Raw genomic sequence first — 17,196 nt, 5'->3', positions numbered from 1 at the left:
AAAAAAAGAAGCCCTCACTCAGAGAACTTCCTATTTTTATTCAATTACGGTACTGACGAAGCCAGCAACCTTATCAAACAAATCTCCGAAGAAACTTGAAACGCTCTGCCACAGACCGCCAAAATTCGGATTAGCGATAAAGTTCTGAACCTGCGAGATCACCTGATCCTTATACATGTAAATGATAAATAGCAAAAATAATACGCCGGCAATGCGCCACAGAACTGAACCGACCTTTACAACAAAAAATACTAACAATGCGATAAACGCAATAGCTATCAACTGTTCCATCATGGATTCCTCCTTAAATTTCTTTATCTATACTTCCACGTCCGATAATTTCCAAATGATTAACTTATAACAGTATTATGCCTCTTTTCTTTATTTTTTACATGGGTCGAAAGTCTGATATCTGTTCGGGAAATAAAATCTTAAAAAATAGAATTCTTAGAAAATCGTAAGCGCTAACTTTGCCTGTTTATTAGGGTTGGAGGCAAACAAGCAAAGAAAACGAGTCTTTTTTATTTGTTTTTTAACAGAAACTTTCTCATAAACTCTAAGCATATTTACGCTGTATTAAAAATTATTCTTGTTACTGTGGTGGTAAATAAACCGTTGAAGGAGTCGTATTTGTGCCAACAATTACTGAACAAGCCTTAGAAGAATTAAGTCCCTTTGAATTAAGTCTCTTTTTAGAACAAAAGATTCATGAAAATAAGAATGTCACCAACCTATTGAACGCAGGACGAGGTAATCCAAACTGGACCGCCCCTACTCCCCGCGAGGCTTACTTTTTACTGGGCCAATTCGCTACACAAGAAACGTTATATGGTACGGGCGAACTAACAGCTGGAATGATCCAATCTGATACAGGCCGCGGTGAACGATTTGCTGACTTTTTAGCCGATCATCCTGGTAAAGGTGCCGATTTCTTGAAGAAGCTCTGGTTTTCTGACAATAACTATCTAGGAATGCCAAAGGATGCTTGGTTAACCGATATGCTGGATCATATCATCGGCGACAATTATCCTAACCCGGTCCGTTGCTTGACCGCCTGCGAAGGACCAATTAAAGCCTATTTGAATCAGGAGCTTTTCTCTGACAGCACGATTCCTTTTGATATTTTCGCAGTTGAAGGCGGAACAGCAGGCATTTGTTATATCTTTGACACACTTTTCAATAACTTTTTATTGAATCACGGCGATAAGATCGCTTTGATGCTGCCGACATTCGCACCCTATTTGGAAATTCCTGAATTGCCAAAATATTCGTTTGACATTGTTAAAGTTCAAGCGAAACAAACGATGATCGACGGCAAGATGACCTATCAATACCCTGACGAAGAAATTAACAAATTGCGCGATTCTGATATCAAGGCTGTCTTTGTCGTAAATCCCAGCAATCCGACAGCAAATGCATTGGCTCAACCAACGATTGACTTACTAAAGGATATCGTAGCAACAGATAATCCTGAATTGATGATCTTGACCGATGATGTTTACGGGACCTTCGTTCCAGTATTCACATCACTATTTTCAGAGATTCCTTATAATACCGCCTGCATCTACTCGTATTCGAAATATTTTGGAGCAACGGGCTGGCGTGTTGGAACGATAGCTGTCGCTAAACATAATCTATTTGACGAATTGATCGCCAACTTGCCGCAGGAAAAAATCGAACGATTGAATGAACGCTATGCATCCCTGACGGCTGATCCAACAACAATCACTTTTATTGATCGGATCGTAGCCGATAGTCGCGATGTTGCGTTGAACCACGCCGCTGGTCTTTCAGCTCCACAACAAGTTATGATGGTGATGTTCAGTTTATACAGCCTGTTAGATGAAGGTAAAGCTTATAAAGCCGAAGTCATGGACATTTGCCGCCAACGTGAAAAATTACTGTTTAATACATTAGGATTGCAAGAACCGCTTGAAGATTTGGACACCGCCTACTATTGCGAAATCAATTACGAAGATTGGACCCGTAAACGTTACGGCAACGCCTTTGCTGATTATCTGAAAAATAAATGGACGGTCACCAAAGTTCTCACCTCACTAGCAGAAAAAGAACAATTGATGCTTTTGAAAGCCAACGCATTTGGCAGCAGCGAATGGGCAGTGCGTGTTTCCTTAGCGAACTTGGCTACCAATCAATACCCAGAAGTCGGTAAACGAATCATTCGCTTAACCGATGAGATCCGCGACCAATGGATGAAAACAAAATAGCAAAAAAAAGTTCAACATTCGTTAGGAATGTTGAACTTTTTTCGTCTCTCATTATTTATTGATCCGACGATAATTTTCATCAAAATATATGCCCTTGCGAATATCATCAGGCATTCCAGCATAAGGAGCTTCACTGATAACATCCTCATTGTCTTCCCCTGCTTCACCAACATAGGTGATGTTCGCAAATTCTGGGACAACTAGTTTAGGGTACGTTTCATATTTTTCTCTAGCCTCTAGCATTTCATCAATATGCTCGTTTTGGAATGTCACCGTGATTTCGGGATGCTCTTCCACCCATTTAGGAAAGAAAATTGTGCCGTGCAGCTTCTTTTCATTTGGTATAAAATCCAACGCAACGTCGGTACCAGTTGGTTCTGTCCAAGTAATTTTGTAGACTCCTTCAGTTAAGAGGTCCATTTGTACTTCTTGATCCTTTACCCAGCGGCCTGCGACCATTCCTCCATGAATCCGATAGTCTACTGTGTGATCATTTTTTGCATACCATTCATATTCCCAGCCGTTATCATAGGTATAAATAAAGTGTGTGCCGACAAAGTCTGCCAATGTTTTAAATTGTTTCAATTTGATCCCTCCAAATTTTTCAATATAAACATGTAATTAATTACATGTTTTAGATTACTTGATTATGATAGAATGATTCTATTCAATTGTCAAGGGGGATGTTTACCATCGCACAAAAAAATACATTGCAATATATTATTCTAGGAATGCTTCAAGAAGAGAAAAAAACTGGCTATGATATAAAAACGGCCTTTACAACAGAAATAGGCGAATTTTGGCAGGCGAAGCATAGTCAAATTTATCCTGAGCTGTCTAAGCTCACAAAAAAGGGCTGGATTGCTTTTCAAACGGAAATCGTGGGGACAAAATTAGAAAAGAAGGTCTATTCACTGACCGACACCGGAAGAACCGCTTTACTCGACTGGCTTAAGGAACCACTCACTGAGCTGCCGACAAATAAGGACGAGTTTGTTTTAAAATTGTATTTTATAAAAAGCATGGAAGACGATCGACTACCAGAGATGATTCAGCAGCAAATCGATTTGCATCAAAAAAAATTGGCTCATCTAGAAGAACGCAAACTTGCTGTTTTTCCAGACAAAAAGATCAAAGAAAATTACGGACATTACCTCATCCTGATGCATGCGATTCATCGTGAAGAGGAATACTTAAACTGGCTGGAGAGCTTGACACGCAAACAATAATTGGCTGAGGAAAAACAAAGCCAATTGGCTGTTTTCAGCAGATACTCAAAAAGATATGCTATTAAAAAACAAATGGAGCATTACTATATGAAAAAAGTTGTAACAATCGCTGGTTCAGATGCTACTGGCGGCGGTGGTTTAGAGGCAGATTTGAAAACCTTTCAAGAGTTCGGTACCTTTGGCTTAGCCGCGATCACTTCCATCGTAAATTTAGATCCCAATGATGGTACCCATCATTTGTACAGTCTTTCTGAAGAACTGATTCAAGAGCAGTTAGCTTCTGTCTTCGCCGGACCAATTGAGGCAATAAAAACGGGACTCCTGCCTTCGAAAGAAATCATCGAGCTAGTCAGCGCGCGGATTCCAAAAAATATCCCCTTGATCGCTGATCCTGTAATTGGCGGCAAAGGTACCCAAGATTTTATTCAAAATGATCAGGTTCGTGCTTTACGAGAAAGCTTACTCCCTCAGGCGTTGATCACTACACCAAATTTACGGGAGGCGGGTATTTTATCCGAAATGGGTGAACTCACTTCTGAAAAACATATGCAGGAAGCGGCGAAAAAAATTGCTTTATTTGGCGTTCAACACGTAGTCATTAAGGGCGGCGCGCGGTTAGATACAAAACAAACGCTCGATCTTCATTATGACGGCAGAAATTTTCAGCGTTATCCTCATCCCGTCATCGCTACGCCCTACAATCATGGTGCTGGCTGCACATTTGCTGCGGCGATCACTGCGGCAATTGCGAAAAATTGTCCCGTTGAACAAGCGATCAAGCTGGCAATCGATTTTGTGCAAGTGGCGATCGCGATGGGCGAAAAAATCAATCCGTATGTTGGCCATGTATGGCATGGCGCCTACACCCACGGAGAAAAACGATTGGAGTATTCAGATGAACAATGATAAACGAATTCAAAACCTAGTATTAGTTGCTTTATTTGCGGCACTGACCTTAATGGGAACCATGATTAAAATTCCCTTGCCAACTGGTGCCTTTATTCATTTTGGAAATTCTGTCGTACTGTTGGCAGTTCTACTGGTCGGCTATTGGCAAGGATCACTCGCTGGTGGGCTCGGATTTTTCGTTTTTGATATTTTAAATGGTTTCGCGGCTGAGGCGCCTTACTTTCTAATTGAAAGCTTCGTTGTTGGCGCTGCGGCATACGTCGCCTTCTCTTTTTTCAAACAAAAACCAACACGTATTCGCCAAGTGATCATAATCGGAATTAGTGCCGGTATTGCTAAATTCGTCATGTCAGTCATCAAAGCCACAGTCATGTCGATGATCGCTGGCGCACAGTTGAAACCCGCCTTCTTCGCAGCACTTGCTACGATGCCTGCCACAGTAATCAATATATTTTCAACGATTTTGATTGTCAGCCTTGTCTACTTCCCATTAAGACGTGCAATGCAGCTGATTTTTCATAATCAACCAGTATAAATTATGCTATAATAAACTTCCTTGGCAGGGGCGAAAGCTTAAATAAAAGCGTGTCTAAAAATCGATCATCCGATTCTTAGACACGCTTTTATTCTTCCATCGGCGGCACTTCATAGTATTCTTTACTCATAATATCGCGGTAAACGCCAGGTATCGATTCCCAGGAAATGAATGAAATTCGCTTCACATAGGTTCCTTTATGCTGAACCAGTGCATAATTCTTTCCTTCTGGCGACTGTCCGCCTTGAAAATCCAAAATCATTCCTTCCCCAAATGGATCATCCGCCACCCAGATGTTCTCATACGGATTAAAGCACTTAACCCACTGATTCTGATTTTGATACTGTGTCAAAAATAGACCGCCCGCAAGAATGATCATAATCAACCTCTACATTTTGTAGAATCCCTATTTCATCGAATCCAATTGCTTTTTCGAATCACAGAAAACCTGCCACGATTTTATTTGCTGCCCGTCTACGACTACCTTCCAAGCTGCCGGAAATGCCCAATGTTTTTCAGCTTGACCTAAGTAAGACCCACTAGCTTTACCAATGATCATCGCAAATTCTTCATTGTCTATATAATCCTCAATCACGATCAAATAATCTGGAAACCAATCAAAATATCCCTGCCAACCAGTCTTCATCGCTTCTTTATCCTCACACTCGCCATAGGTATCGATGAATTGAAAATCATCCGTCATCATGTCGATGATCTTTGATAGATTTTGCTGGTTGATTGCTTCTACGAACTGTTCGACTATTATCCGCTTCACAGGTATTCCCTCCTAGATAGGCTTTTTATTAGTATAACAATTTTCGTGATCGATTTAAAAAAATGAAAGACAGAGCAATCGGCATTTTGGTCATTCAGGACTTAAGAACAACCGTTTAAGATACTTGTTTCGCACCGAGTGCACTTTTTGGTAGAATTTTATTATTCAGAAACGATTATTAAAAGGAGTGAACAAAATGAATGAGAAAAATGAAAAACGGCAGCTTGCTATCTTTTCAGTAATTGCTTTCGGGCTTCCTGTTATCATGGGGTTGCTCATGTGGTACGGCTATAGTCATGATAAAGATTTAAACTTATTTACGATTACGCACATGTATTATCCTGCGGCGGGCTCTATGATCGCGCTATTGGTTAGTAAAAGAAGGACACAATTAATACCGAAGACCTTCTTTATGTGCTATCTATTTCAAACTGCGGTGATGATCGGTTTCAGCCTTATCAGTTTGTTTGTGAATAACCCTTCACTTTATAGAATCGCGGTATATTTTTCCATGTTCGGTGGTTTATTATCACTGATTTTCTTGATTACAACGAAGAAACAGCAGCGAACTGCTTATGGTTTGTCCCATAAAAATTGGAAAGCGACAATTGGAATGGTGCTGCTTTATCTCCTTCTATATATTGTACGAACACTTGTCGCTTATTTAGCCGAAGGCAGCCTTGCACCATTGGCAAAAACCTTCTCTGATTCAATGACTTGGATTGCTCTATTTTCTATCCTTATTTCAGCTCCTTTGACCTTTGTCCCTTTTTTTGGTGAAGAATATGGTTGGCGCTACTTTCTCCAACCAATTCTGCAAAAGAATTACGGTTCTCTGAAAGGTGTCCTGCTGCTTGGTATCGTCTGGGGGCTGTGGCACCTTCCGATTAACTTCTTCTTTTACACTTCACCATCGGTTGGGATCATCTCCGTTACCAATCAAATCGTTGTTTGCATTGCTTATGGCATTTTTTATGCTTATGCCTATATGAAAACCGATAATATTTGGACGGTCGTTGCGCTGCACTTTCTAAATAATAACCTGATTCCAGTTTTTAGCGGCGATCTGAGTGGAGAATCCATGAGCGGCTACAGTATCACCTGGAGTCAAGTTGGTGCCATGGCAATCCTCATGACCCTCTTCTATGCTTGGCCTGCTTTGACTAAATTCTTCAGAGACCGCAGCAAGCTCAATCCAACACCAGAACAACGGGCAGATCGTGTTGCCTACGCGTTAGAAGTCGAACTGAAACAAAAAACTGCTGGATTAGGATAAATCGTACGTAAAATACACCAAGACTGCAATAATGATATTGATGTCTTGGTGTTTTTGGCAATAGTTCAAATTTTAAACAATTAAAATAGTTTATGAATACAAATTAGTTTTATTATTTTATTTTAATGTGTTATACTTTTATTTGTAAGTTTGTTATTAAATGAAAGGACGAAGGAAGATGACTTTTTTTGAAACAGAAAAACCTTACCGTGTGACTTTTGATTTAGAAAAGAATATCTTTATTGTGTATTCGACTGTTACCGGTCAACAAGGAACTGGAATCACCATTGAACAAGCGATCTACGACTTAAAAAAACCTGCCTAAGGAGCGCACATCTCAATGAATGAAGCCTATAATTAAAAGCCTCTGCTCACTAATTGAAAGCAGGGGCTTTTTTGTGTGCTCAGCTTACATAATTGTTCGTTAATGATAAGGTGAATGCATGTCCTCTACCCTTCTTTCCAAGTTATACTAAAGCTACGAAACTCACGGAGGTAGAATAATCATGAAAAAACTGTTATTTCCATTCTTCGCAATAAGTTATTTGTTGGCCCATATCACCCTGCATTTGTCTCTATATCCAATCAATTGGCTGTCTAGCTTGTTTCATTAATGAGGTGGAGAAATGTTTGAAGTAATCATCCAGTTTATTAGCGAGTTGATCAGTTGGGTAATCGAATTTTTCGGTCAAATCATTGATGTGGTATCCGACATCATCATTTTTTTATTCTCTGCTCAACTATAAAAAGTCCTAGAGTCCAAAAAAAAGGACTCTTTTTTTCTTGACTATTCCCTACTTTTATTAGATGATGAGAATTTGAGCAAGAAAGTAGGAGAAACATGAGTATCTTAGATTTAACAGGGATCGCCCAACAATTTGGCGACAAGATCCTGTATGAAGATTTAGAATTACATTTGAATAAAGGGGAACATCTCGGCCTGATTGGACAGAACGGCGCCGGAAAAAGTACCTTGATCAAGATTATTACCGGTGAGCAGCTGCCGGATGAAGGCACCATCGCTTGGCAAAAAAATATCCACGTTGGTTATTTAGACCAATATGTTGAAGTTGATCCCACCTTGTCTATCAAGGACTTTTTGAAGACGGCTTATGCGTCAGACTTTGCTAAAGAAGCGAAAATCGGTGAACTGTATATGGAATACGGCGAATCAATGGATGACAAGCTGTTGGAAAAGGCTGGCCGTTTGCAGACGGAGCTGGATCAGGGCGACTTTTATCAGATTGACACCTTGATCGCCGAAATGAGCAGTGGTCTGGGCCTAGATGTACTGGGCATGGATACGCCGCTGGAAGATTTGAGCGGCGGACAACGGTCGAAATTGATTTTAGCGAAATTGTTACTGGAAAAACCAGACGTATTGATTCTGGATGAACCGACGAACCATTTAGACGATGATCACGTCGCTTGGTTAAGTCAATTTCTACAGGATTTTTCTGGGACCTTTGTTGTGATTTCCCATGATCGCGACTTTTTGAATCAGATCACGACTCATATCGCGGACATCGAGTTTGGTAAATTGACGAAATATACCGGCAACTTGAAGAAAGCGCTGAAGCAAAAGGAACAGTTCCAAGAAACCTATATGAAGCAATACGCTTCTCAAAAGAAACAGATTGAAAAAACCGAAGCCTATATTCGCAAATACAAAGCTGGTTCCCGTTCAACCATGGCAAAAAGCCGTCAAAAACAATTGGACAAAGTTGAACGCTTGACGCCTCCTTCTTCAAACGCGATTGCCCACTTCGAATTTCCTTATGCACCGATCGTCACAACATTGGCACTTGAAACAACGGATCTGGAAATTGGGTACCAAAGACCCTTATTAGCACCGATCAATATTACGTTGCGTTATGGTGAAAAGGTCGCGATTCGCGGATTCAACGGGATCGGTAAATCAACCTTGCTGAAAACATTGATCGGAGCAATTCCAAAAATTGCCGGAGAATTCCATTTTCCAGCAAATACGAAGGTTAATTATTTCGAGCAGGACCTTCAATGGGAAAATCCGTATCAGACGCCGCTGCAATACTTGAGTGACCATTTTCCAAAAGAGACTGTCAAGGAGTTGCGAAAACATTTAGCCAAAGCAGGGTTACCGAATCAACTAGCGCAGGAACCGCTTAGCACCCTAAGCGGTGGTGAACAAACGAAGGTCAAGCTTTGTCAGATGACCATGCGAAAAGGCAATCTGTTGATCCTCGATGAACCTACAAACCACATTGACCAAGCAACGAAAGACAGCCTGCGGGAAAGCCTAGCGAATTTCGCCGGCACTGTCATTGTTGTTTCCCATGAAGAAGGCTTCTATCAGGATTGGACCGATCGTGTGATTGAAATCAGTCAATAAGTAGCTAATAAATCAACTACTCCAACAATCAGTGCTGTTTTCAGCTCTGCTGTTGGAGTTTTTTTGATAGCAAATGATTCTTGTAACAAATCCACTAGAAAAGCTGATAGATCAAGACTCAACTGTTGGTTGAGCCTCTTTTAACGAAAGGTTTATTGTGTACAAAATAGCTGTGAGCATATACTTATGGTAGAGGGTCAACCAATCAACAGTCGCTAAAAACCTTTGTCTGTTACGCTGATATTTGTCATTTCAAGCCTTCAATTCTTATTACATTAAAAAAAAGGGGGATTATATTAATGAATAATAAAAAGAATAGTCATAAAGCAAGTTATCCAGAAGGAGATATTCCAAAAGCGGTTCGTGTTGAAAATGCAGCAAATATTTTGGTCATCGAATTTGATAATGGGGAAAAACGCTATCTAAAATCACATTATATCAACGACTATTTAGATGCCTATTCCATTAAAAGAGGACATGGAAAACGCCGCTTATTATTTTGGGGCGGTCCTGCCAACATGTGGTTAGGTTCCGAATTCGAAATTCAAGAAGATGGTACCGTGGTTCTATTTGGGAAGGACACGTATTCGCCGCAGGAGCTTTGGTATGAAAGTCAGCCAAGTGTTACTCTCTTATAAGAACAAAAAGGCCGCGTCGTTTCGCGGCCTTTTTGTATGACTGGATTCAGATGTTATGGCTACCATTTTAAGGTATCTTTTTCTTCGGCAGTCAAACCAAAGTTCTCGTAATGCGCCGCTACTCGCTCGCGTAAATCAGGAATCATAGCGCCCTTTTTTACTAAAACATCCACTCCTGCTGGGGTTACCAGCGATTTCTCAAAGCGAATCACTAAGACATCGCCTTTGATCGTTACTACCTGCCAGTGACTGCTTAAAATCCTTAAAACGCCCAATCCACGCCAGATAAATCCCTTCGCGCCTAAACGATCAATCCCTTTAATTTGCTTCGTTTTGCCATCCACTTCATATTCTACCAAATCAAGTAGTTCTACTGCGTTTTTTTCCGTTCGCTTATAGGTGATCCGTGGATTTTTTCTTTTTTCTGACAGCCACATTGGAAAAGTTGTTCCTTTGATTTCCCAAGTACCATCCAGTTGAGTATGCCATTCTGTCATGCCCTCACCTCATTTTCTTCTTTTTAGTGTAAAATAAAACATATTATTGCCAAAGAAATATGCTTTCAGAAAAAAATTAGGCACGCCGAATCTTTTTCTTTTATTTTCCTGATTTTGGGTGTATGATTGCATCGTAGAAAAGTTTAGAGAAAGGTGGGAATCTTTTGAGTTCAAGTAAACATCCCATTTTAAAACATACAAATGGACTTTCTCTAGAGGAAGTCAACGGTACTGTGGAAGTACCGAAAGGAAAAAGTTTCTGGCGGACATTACTCGCCTATTCAGGACCGGGAGCCCTAGTCGCGGTCGGTTATATGGACCCAGGAAATTGGTCAACCTCCATCACTGGCGGTCAAAATTTCCAATACTTATTAATGTCGGTCATTTTACTATCCAGCTTGGTAGCAATGCTATTGCAATATATGGCTGCCAAACTAGGGATTGTCACTCAAATGGACTTAGCCCAAGCAATCCGTGCCAGAACAAGTAAATCGTTAGGAATCGTCCTGTGGATTTTAACCGAGCTGGCGATTATGGCAACAGATATCGCTGAAGTTATCGGGGCCGCTATCGCATTGTATTTACTATTTAATATCCCACTAGTCATCGCGGTCTTCATTACTGTCTTTGATGTACTCGTGCTCTTACTGTTAACAAAAATCGGTTTTAGGAAGATCGAAGCAATCGTCGTGTGTTTGATCTTCGTGATCCTTTTCGTTTTTATTTACCAAGTAGCTTTGTCCGATCCTAACTGGGGCGATGTTCTAAAAGGGTTCGTACCAACGCAGGAAACTTTTTCAAATGCGCCAGCCATCGGCGGACAAACACCGTTGACAGGTGCTTTAGGGATTATCGGAGCGACTGTTATGCCCCATAACCTGTATCTCCACTCCGCAGTTTCACAAACACGGAAAATCAATCATGCAGATGAAGAAGAAGTAGCTAATGCGGTGCGCTTCACGACTTGGGATTCCAATATCCAATTGTCAATGGCTTTCATCGTGAACGCGTTGCTGCTGATCATGGGTGTGGCGGTCTTTAAGACTGGAACAGTCAAAGATCCTTCATTCTTTGGATTATACGAAGCTTTATCAAATCCGGCTACTATGAGCAACAGCATCTTGATGAACGTAGCCAAAACTGGTGCCTTATCTACCTTATTTGCTGTTGCATTACTGGCCTCCGGTCAAAATTCAACCATTACCGGAACTTTAACTGGACAGGTCATCATGGAAGGCTTCATCCACATGCGGATGCCAATCTGGTTGCGTCGTTTAGTTACACGGTTGATTTCTGTAGTCCCAGTATTGATCTGCGTCTTGCTCTTTAGTGGAAAAGGCGTGATTGAAGAACACGAAGCCTTGAATAACTTAATGAATAATTCGCAAGTTTTCTTGGCCTTTGCTCTGCCATTCTCCATGCTGCCACTATTAATGATGACCAACAGCAGTGCCGAAATGGGCGAACGCTTTAAAAACAAATGGATCATTCAACTGCTGGGTTGGATCTCAGTTATTGGATTGACTTATTTGAATCTAATCGGACTGCCTAGCCAAATCGAAGGCTTCTTTGGAGACAATCCAACTACGGCAGAAATCGTGACCGCAGACAGCATCGCCTATGTCTTGATCGCCGCTGTTCTTGCATTGCTCGTTTGGACAATTGTTGAATTGCACAAAGGCAATAAACGTGTTGCTCTCGCTGTAAAGGAACTAGATGAAGATATATCTGAATAAAAAGAAGCTCTTAGAAAATCGCTAAATGGATTTTCTAAGAGCTTCTTTATTTTTCCTGCTTCAAGGATTTTCCTGAAGTTCAACCACAAAAATATACAATAATAATCTTCTCTTTTCTTATTAACCTTACAACTATTTGTTTGGATACCAATTAATCCCAGCCTTTTTTGCTTGGGAAAATAATTGGCGGTAATTCAACTGATATTCTTGCTGATCCTTGATAAAATGCGTACCGCACTGACGAAATTCAAAGGCAACACCTTGCGAAACTGCTTCTTCCCTCAATTTCAAGATCCAATCATAGTTCAACGGTCGCGCATTTTTATGGTATTCGCCACCGGCCACGACTAATTCGATATCTTTCAGATAGTCACTAATTGAAATTTCTTCAATCAACGGCTGACAAGCGATATTCTTATGCTTAATCGGCAATTCTTGTAATAACGACAATCGTTGATCAGCCCGCGCTTGATTTTCCACTGAAACACCAATTGTGACATTGTCATACCCATCGCCCCAATCATCTGGTACACAATCCATCAAACGCTCGATCCTTTTGGTCAGGAACATAAAATTCAGATCGCTGCGTTCCTTGATCATTTCCCAGCATTCCCCTCGCCATGGATCGGCAGCTTCTATCAAAAAATCACTGGAAAAACAAACAAAGACCATTTGACCACCCTTCATTTTATAGCCATTTTTGGTTTTCTTCACAGGAGCATCAAACTGAGCTGTCTTTTCAATCTTGCTGGTATCGACCGCTCGTTTTTTATCACCTTCATGAATAAAACAATATTTACAGCCTTCACTGACACGACGGCAGCCCCGCCATGGATTCCACATGCCCATTGTCTCACCTGCTTTTTTCTTTTATCTTATCAAATTTATCAAGAGCATAGCGAGCTATTTCGTTATCAGAGCATTAATTAGCTAAAAATGCTAAAATTAAGCCATAGATTTTAAAAAGAAGGAAGTGATTTTTTGGAAGAATATCGCGGCTTGTTAGAAAAGACGATTTTACTACAAGAAAAGCCGATCATGATGTCCTTGCTGATTATGAGCGATGGCGAAAATAAAACGGAAGTCTTGATCAAAGACCGTTATCTATCCAGTTATGTTTTTCGTCTACCGGAAAACAAATATATGATCCATATCGAAGGTCGCCGCAACAAGCGCAATCAGTTAGTTGCCAAGCATTTTGAGATCATGAATCCTGATGAATACATCAAGATCATCGGCGCACCAGAATAATAGAAGGAAGAGGAGCAATTCCCTTGTCAAAGAAAACTAAACTAGTTGCTGCGATTGTGATTGCGGCAGCTAGTTTCGCTGTTTATAGCGCAAAAGACCATTTCCAAGAGGCAAAACCAAACACGCCTCAAACAACACAAACACAAAAGCAGACACAGGCCCAAGTCGTTTCGCGGCAACAGGACCTAGCCCAGCTCAATTACGAGGGCACGCAAACGATCGAGATCAATCAAAATAATCCAACATTTTCAAAAGAAGACCTCTCAACCACGAATGGACCTTGGGAAAAATACGGAGATTTAGACCACTTGAATCGCGCGACGGATGCTGAAGCGCTATTGAATAAAAAGCTGATGCCAACAGAAAAACGCGGGGAAATATCCAGTGTGACCCCGACCGGCTGGCACAATAAAAAAATCAATGGGCAATACCTCTTCAACCGTTCACATTTGATTGGCTATCAATTAACTGGACAAAACGCCAATTGGAAAAATTTGATTACCGGTACACGCCAGTTGAACAGTCCAGAAATGCTGCGTTTTGAAATGGATATTAAATATTATCTAGAGCAAAGTAATAAAAATTATGTTCGCTACTCAGTCGTTCCTGTATTTCGTGATGACGAACTTTTAGCTCGCGGGGTACACATGATGGCCCAGTCAATTGGCAGCAATGATGTTCACTTCAACGTCTACATTTTTAACGTACAAAACGGCGTAACTTTGAATTATGCGGATGGTACAAGTACTGTCGGGACAAGTTCAAGCTCGCACGCTTCAACTTCATCGTCCGCTTCTACTGACAAAGAATACGTCGATAGCAGCGGCAAAGGCTTGATCAAAGGTTCAAAAAGCGGTGTCTATCATCTGCCTGGTAGTAAGTATTACAACAATACGACCAATCCGCGCGCGTGGTTCAAGACGATCGAGGAAGCGAAAAAGGCCGGATATCGACCAGCAAAATAAATTTGCAAAAGTTTTCACATTTACTCTTTACAGATATATTTCTTATGTTACAATAATGTTACGAAATATGCATAGAATCGTAACATTGAATAAGAATGCCAGTCCAACTTTTTGCAACTTATAATAATTGGAGGTATTAACAGAGTTCACAACAGATATTTGTTCGAATGATTTAGTTGGATGGTATACGGCATGAAGATGAGACTCATTTTTCGCTTTTTGAAAAATGAACTCATACTATTGAATAAGGAGTGATTACTTTGAAAAAAATTTTTTTTGCTTTATCGTTATTAATTCTCTTCCCCATCGGTGTAAATGCCGAAACTGAGAGCTCTTCTACAGCGGATAATTCCCCTGTAGCTGCCACTGAACAAACAATCCCCACTGAAACTCAAAGCTCGGACAGTGCAACGGTTGAATCCAGTTCTACCACTGAATCAACAACCGCTGAACCGACTGAAAACAGCGAGGTTAAAGATATTCAGCAAGCCAAGGATGATACGATCGAACAAATCGAAAAGGAAACTGGCGTGAAGAAAAGCAACGATCCAATCGGCAGCGAACACGATCCCGCAAAGCTTCGCGAGATGCTAAAAGAAGATTCAATGAAGATTATCATCACTCCAAGCGAAGTTGACGGCTACTCAGATCAGCAACTATTGAATGCCATGACCCTTTGCGAACGTATAAGCACTGATACCTACGGCTTGGATGTCGGCGGTTATGCCCGTATCCTGCAAGCTCTTTACAAAGATAAGACCTTATCTTGGGATAAAATTGAAAATATTTTGAGCTACAATCCAAATAATTATACCAATGCTCTTGAAATGATTGATCAGATTGATAGTCTGCAAGCTTATCTAGCAGCACTTTATCCTAGCAACAGCTCCTTCATGCCGATCCGCCAAATGAGCAATCAAGAATTGACGAATGTCTTGAAGTACATTTCGCCGATTCAGGAAAAAATGATCGGAACCGAAGGTGACTTCTTCCCTGGAATCATCGCTTGGATCAGTCGTTACGCAGAAAAAGACGATGTTCGTAATGGGGTGACCGGCTCCAGTACGACAGATACTTCAACATCTGAAAGCTCTACGGAAACTTCAACCACGCAAAGTGCCGAAAACAAGTCACCTGCAAATAATGATAATGACAAAAAAGAAGATAAAGGCGGCTTCCTGCCAAAAACAGGTGAAGAACGACGCACCTGGTTGACTGTAGCCGGTGTGATTATCTTAGCGCTGATCGCGTTTATCATGGTTCGCCGAAACCGTAAAAAATAGGACAAAAAATCAGTGAGCAAAGAAATTTTCGCTCACTGATTTTTTTATTTATTCTTTTCTTGATAGGCTTGCCAATCGGCTTCAAATTGGGCAATGCCATTAGTAGTAAGAGGATGACTCCATAATTTAGGGAACAGATTTCCTGGAATCGTCGCAATGTCCGAACCTGCTAAAGCCGCTTCTTCGACGTGTCCTAGATTTCGTACACTGGCTGCGATGATCTCTGTATCAAAGTCGTAAATATCAAAAATTTCTCTTAAATCACACACCAGTTGAATGCCGTCAGAAGCAATATCATCCAGACGTCCTAAGAAAGGACTGACGTAGGTGGCTCCAGCCTTAGCCGCCATCAACCCCTGTGCCGCAGAAAAGATCAGGGTGACATTGGTTTTGATGCCTTCTTGCGAGATCGTATGAACAGCCTTTAGCCCTGCTTCGGTCATGGGAATCTTCACAACGATATTCTCCGCCCATTGATGGATCTCCCGAGCTTCGCGAATCATGCCCTCGCTGTCCAACGAAGTGACTTCCGCGCTGACCGGTCCATCAACTAATTCGCAAATCTCTTTGATGACCGTTTCGAAATCTTTCCCTCCTTTTGCAATGATCGTGGGATTTGTCGTAACACCGTCTACCAATCCTAGCTGATTGATTCGTTCGATCTCTTCAACATTCGCTGTGTCTAGAAAAAATTTCATGTTTTCCTCCTATTTAATAGCTTGTTCCACTGCAACATCATTTGCCATTCCGCCGACTTTCCTTCTCTTCAAGTATACTCACTCACCTCAACCACTTCAACAACAGCCCGAACCTTTGTGACAGTTTTGTTAGTCGCAGATAGGTCCCTCGCCCGATTTTTGGCGCATGAATCCTTGATAAGCTAAATGTATCAAATTTGAAAGGACGATCAATCGATTTATGATCAAAAAAATACTTGGAGTTATCATCGGAATTTTCATCTTGCTATTTGGAGCGATGCTTTATTCCAAAAATTCATCCAGTGAGGTTGCAGGTACCCTTGACCAGCTGAATCCTTTAGTTCCTAAAAGTGAAATTTATGTAAAAACAACGAAACCACAGTCAGTCAATGGCTACGGAACAGCAAACTACCAGCAAATCGCTGCTGATGAAAATGGCAAAACACGGACGATCCAATTTAACGGAATCACTGAACTTAAGACTGATCGCTATTTAAAACTATCCAATAAAGGGGCTCATATTGAAACCTATGAAGAAGTTCGCCGTGATCAAGTGCCTGAAAAAGCGTTAAAAGAAATTGATCCAAGATAAAAATGCAGGAATGATTGAAATCATTCCTGCATTTTTTTTGTATGTTTGAAAACCACCTGCTATGCTGGTGGTTCAAAAGAGCTTCCAGCGTGGTATTAAAAAGACCTCCCAAACTTGATAAACTGATGTTGGTTTCCCGACCGCATCACCATCAAAGATAGGAGGTGTCCTTATGGAAAAGGACAAAGAAAGTTTATCACATAGTAAATGGAG

At 40.9% G+C, this 17,196-nt stretch carries 20 protein-coding genes; 13 read left to right on the top strand and 7 right to left on the bottom strand.

Annotation, left to right across the window (positions count from 1 at the left end):
* Positions 1 to 36: 36 nt before the first annotated feature.
* Positions 37 to 291, bottom strand: a complete 255-nt coding sequence (locus tag E6139_RS19070; RefSeq protein WP_316405121.1) for a hypothetical protein — start codon at positions 289 to 291, stop codon at positions 37 to 39.
* A 341-nt stretch (positions 292 to 632) separates the two neighbouring features.
* Here E6139_RS19070 and aspD point away from each other — a divergent pair, with 341 nt between their 5' ends.
* Positions 633 to 2,228 carry an aspartate 4-decarboxylase gene (gene aspD, locus E6139_RS19065; RefSeq protein WP_316405120.1) on the top strand — a complete coding sequence of 532 codons (1,596 nt, stop codon included), beginning with the start codon at positions 633 to 635 and terminating at the stop codon, positions 2,226 to 2,228.
* Between the two features lie 51 nt (positions 2,229 to 2,279).
* Here aspD and E6139_RS19060 read toward each other — a convergent pair whose 3' ends face one another.
* On the bottom strand, positions 2,280 to 2,813 hold the full coding sequence (locus E6139_RS19060; RefSeq protein WP_316405119.1) for a phenolic acid decarboxylase: 534 nt from the start codon (positions 2,811 to 2,813) through the stop codon (positions 2,280 to 2,282).
* Positions 2,814 to 2,920: 107 nt separating this feature from the next.
* Between E6139_RS19060 and E6139_RS19055 the strand changes: the two genes are divergently transcribed.
* The 3 genes from E6139_RS19055 to E6139_RS19045 all read left to right on the top strand — a co-directional run bounded on the left by E6139_RS19055 (position 2,921) and on the right by E6139_RS19045 (position 4,901).
* Positions 2,921 to 3,457, top strand: a complete 537-nt coding sequence (locus tag E6139_RS19055; RefSeq protein WP_316405164.1) for a PadR family transcriptional regulator — start codon at positions 2,921 to 2,923, stop codon at positions 3,455 to 3,457.
* A gap of 87 nt (positions 3,458 to 3,544) precedes the next feature.
* Positions 3,545 to 4,363, top strand: a complete 819-nt coding sequence (gene thiD, locus E6139_RS19050; protein WP_316405118.1) for a bifunctional hydroxymethylpyrimidine kinase/phosphomethylpyrimidine kinase — start codon at positions 3,545 to 3,547, stop codon at positions 4,361 to 4,363.
* Positions 4,353 to 4,901 (top strand): ECF transporter S component, encoded by a 549-nt coding sequence (locus E6139_RS19045; protein WP_316405117.1) that lies wholly within the window; start codon positions 4,353 to 4,355, stop codon positions 4,899 to 4,901. Before thiD ends, E6139_RS19045 begins: the two co-directional genes overlap by 11 nt.
* Before the next feature lie 88 nt (positions 4,902 to 4,989).
* Here the strand turns inward: E6139_RS19045 and E6139_RS19040 are convergent, their stop codons facing one another.
* Both E6139_RS19040 and E6139_RS19035 read right to left on the bottom strand, forming a co-directional pair.
* Positions 4,990 to 5,280: a hypothetical protein gene (locus E6139_RS19040; RefSeq protein ID WP_316405116.1), complete on the bottom strand. Its 291-nt coding sequence runs from the start codon at positions 5,278 to 5,280 to the stop codon at positions 4,990 to 4,992.
* A gap of 27 nt (positions 5,281 to 5,307) precedes the next feature.
* The gene (locus E6139_RS19035) at positions 5,308 to 5,676 is read right to left on the bottom strand and encodes a nuclear transport factor 2 family protein (protein ID WP_316405115.1); all 369 of its coding nucleotides are present in this window, start codon (positions 5,674 to 5,676) and stop codon (positions 5,308 to 5,310) included.
* A gap of 196 nt (positions 5,677 to 5,872) precedes the next feature.
* Here E6139_RS19035 and E6139_RS19030 point away from each other — a divergent pair, with 196 nt between their 5' ends.
* The 4 genes from E6139_RS19030 to E6139_RS19015 all read left to right on the top strand — a co-directional run bounded on the left by E6139_RS19030 (position 5,873) and on the right by E6139_RS19015 (position 9,961).
* A complete protein-coding gene (locus E6139_RS19030; RefSeq protein ID WP_316405114.1) occupies positions 5,873 to 6,952 on the top strand; it encodes a type II CAAX endopeptidase family protein in 1,080 nt (359 codons plus the stop codon).
* Between the two features lie 178 nt (positions 6,953 to 7,130).
* Positions 7,131 to 7,277: a hypothetical protein gene (locus tag E6139_RS19025; protein WP_316405113.1), complete on the top strand. Its 147-nt coding sequence runs from the start codon at positions 7,131 to 7,133 to the stop codon at positions 7,275 to 7,277.
* A 516-nt stretch (positions 7,278 to 7,793) separates the two neighbouring features.
* Positions 7,794 to 9,323 (top strand): ABC-F family ATP-binding cassette domain-containing protein, encoded by a 1,530-nt coding sequence (locus E6139_RS19020; RefSeq protein ID WP_316405112.1) that lies wholly within the window; start codon positions 7,794 to 7,796, stop codon positions 9,321 to 9,323.
* Between the two features lie 299 nt (positions 9,324 to 9,622).
* Complete coding sequence (locus E6139_RS19015; RefSeq protein ID WP_316405111.1) at positions 9,623 to 9,961, top strand: hypothetical protein; 339 nt, start codon at positions 9,623 to 9,625, stop codon at positions 9,959 to 9,961.
* Between the two features lie 59 nt (positions 9,962 to 10,020).
* Here E6139_RS19015 and E6139_RS19010 read toward each other — a convergent pair whose 3' ends face one another.
* Positions 10,021 to 10,458, bottom strand: a complete 438-nt coding sequence (locus tag E6139_RS19010) for a hypothetical protein (RefSeq protein WP_316405110.1) — start codon at positions 10,456 to 10,458, stop codon at positions 10,021 to 10,023.
* A gap of 164 nt (positions 10,459 to 10,622) precedes the next feature.
* Here E6139_RS19010 and E6139_RS19005 point away from each other — a divergent pair, with 164 nt between their 5' ends.
* Positions 10,623 to 12,194, top strand: a complete 1,572-nt coding sequence (locus E6139_RS19005; RefSeq protein WP_316405109.1) for an Nramp family divalent metal transporter — start codon at positions 10,623 to 10,625, stop codon at positions 12,192 to 12,194.
* Positions 12,195 to 12,326: 132 nt separating this feature from the next.
* Here the strand turns inward: E6139_RS19005 and E6139_RS19000 are convergent, their stop codons facing one another.
* Positions 12,327 to 13,043 carry a DUF5131 family protein gene (locus tag E6139_RS19000; protein ID WP_316405108.1) on the bottom strand — a complete coding sequence of 239 codons (717 nt, stop codon included), beginning with the start codon at positions 13,041 to 13,043 and terminating at the stop codon, positions 12,327 to 12,329.
* 132 nt (positions 13,044 to 13,175) lie between these two features.
* On the opposite strand from E6139_RS19000, the gene E6139_RS18995 reads away from it, so the two are divergent.
* The 3 genes from E6139_RS18995 (at position 13,176) to E6139_RS18985 (ending at position 15,693) form a co-directional block, all read left to right on the top strand.
* Positions 13,176 to 13,445: a hypothetical protein gene (locus E6139_RS18995; protein WP_016178166.1), complete on the top strand. Its 270-nt coding sequence runs from the start codon at positions 13,176 to 13,178 to the stop codon at positions 13,443 to 13,445.
* A 23-nt stretch (positions 13,446 to 13,468) separates the two neighbouring features.
* Positions 13,469 to 14,410 carry a DNA/RNA non-specific endonuclease gene (locus E6139_RS18990; RefSeq protein ID WP_316405107.1) on the top strand — a complete coding sequence of 314 codons (942 nt, stop codon included), beginning with the start codon at positions 13,469 to 13,471 and terminating at the stop codon, positions 14,408 to 14,410.
* A gap of 260 nt (positions 14,411 to 14,670) precedes the next feature.
* Positions 14,671 to 15,693 (top strand): LPXTG cell wall anchor domain-containing protein, encoded by a 1,023-nt coding sequence (locus E6139_RS18985; RefSeq protein ID WP_316405106.1) that lies wholly within the window; start codon positions 14,671 to 14,673, stop codon positions 15,691 to 15,693.
* Positions 15,694 to 15,737: 44 nt separating this feature from the next.
* Here E6139_RS18985 and fsa read toward each other — a convergent pair whose 3' ends face one another.
* Positions 15,738 to 16,391: a fructose-6-phosphate aldolase gene (gene fsa, locus E6139_RS18980; RefSeq protein WP_316405105.1), complete on the bottom strand. Its 654-nt coding sequence runs from the start codon at positions 16,389 to 16,391 to the stop codon at positions 15,738 to 15,740.
* Positions 16,392 to 16,611: 220 nt separating this feature from the next.
* Between fsa and E6139_RS18975 the strand changes: the two genes are divergently transcribed.
* Positions 16,612 to 16,983, top strand: a complete 372-nt coding sequence (locus tag E6139_RS18975; protein WP_316405104.1) for a YxeA family protein — start codon at positions 16,612 to 16,614, stop codon at positions 16,981 to 16,983.
* The last annotated feature ends 213 nt before the right edge of the window (positions 16,984 to 17,196 follow it).

Source organism: Enterococcus sp. (assembly GCF_032555305.1).
GTDB lineage: Bacteria > Bacillota > Bacilli > Lactobacillales > Enterococcaceae > Enterococcus_A.
This window is presented reverse-complemented; position numbering and strand designations above follow the sequence as displayed.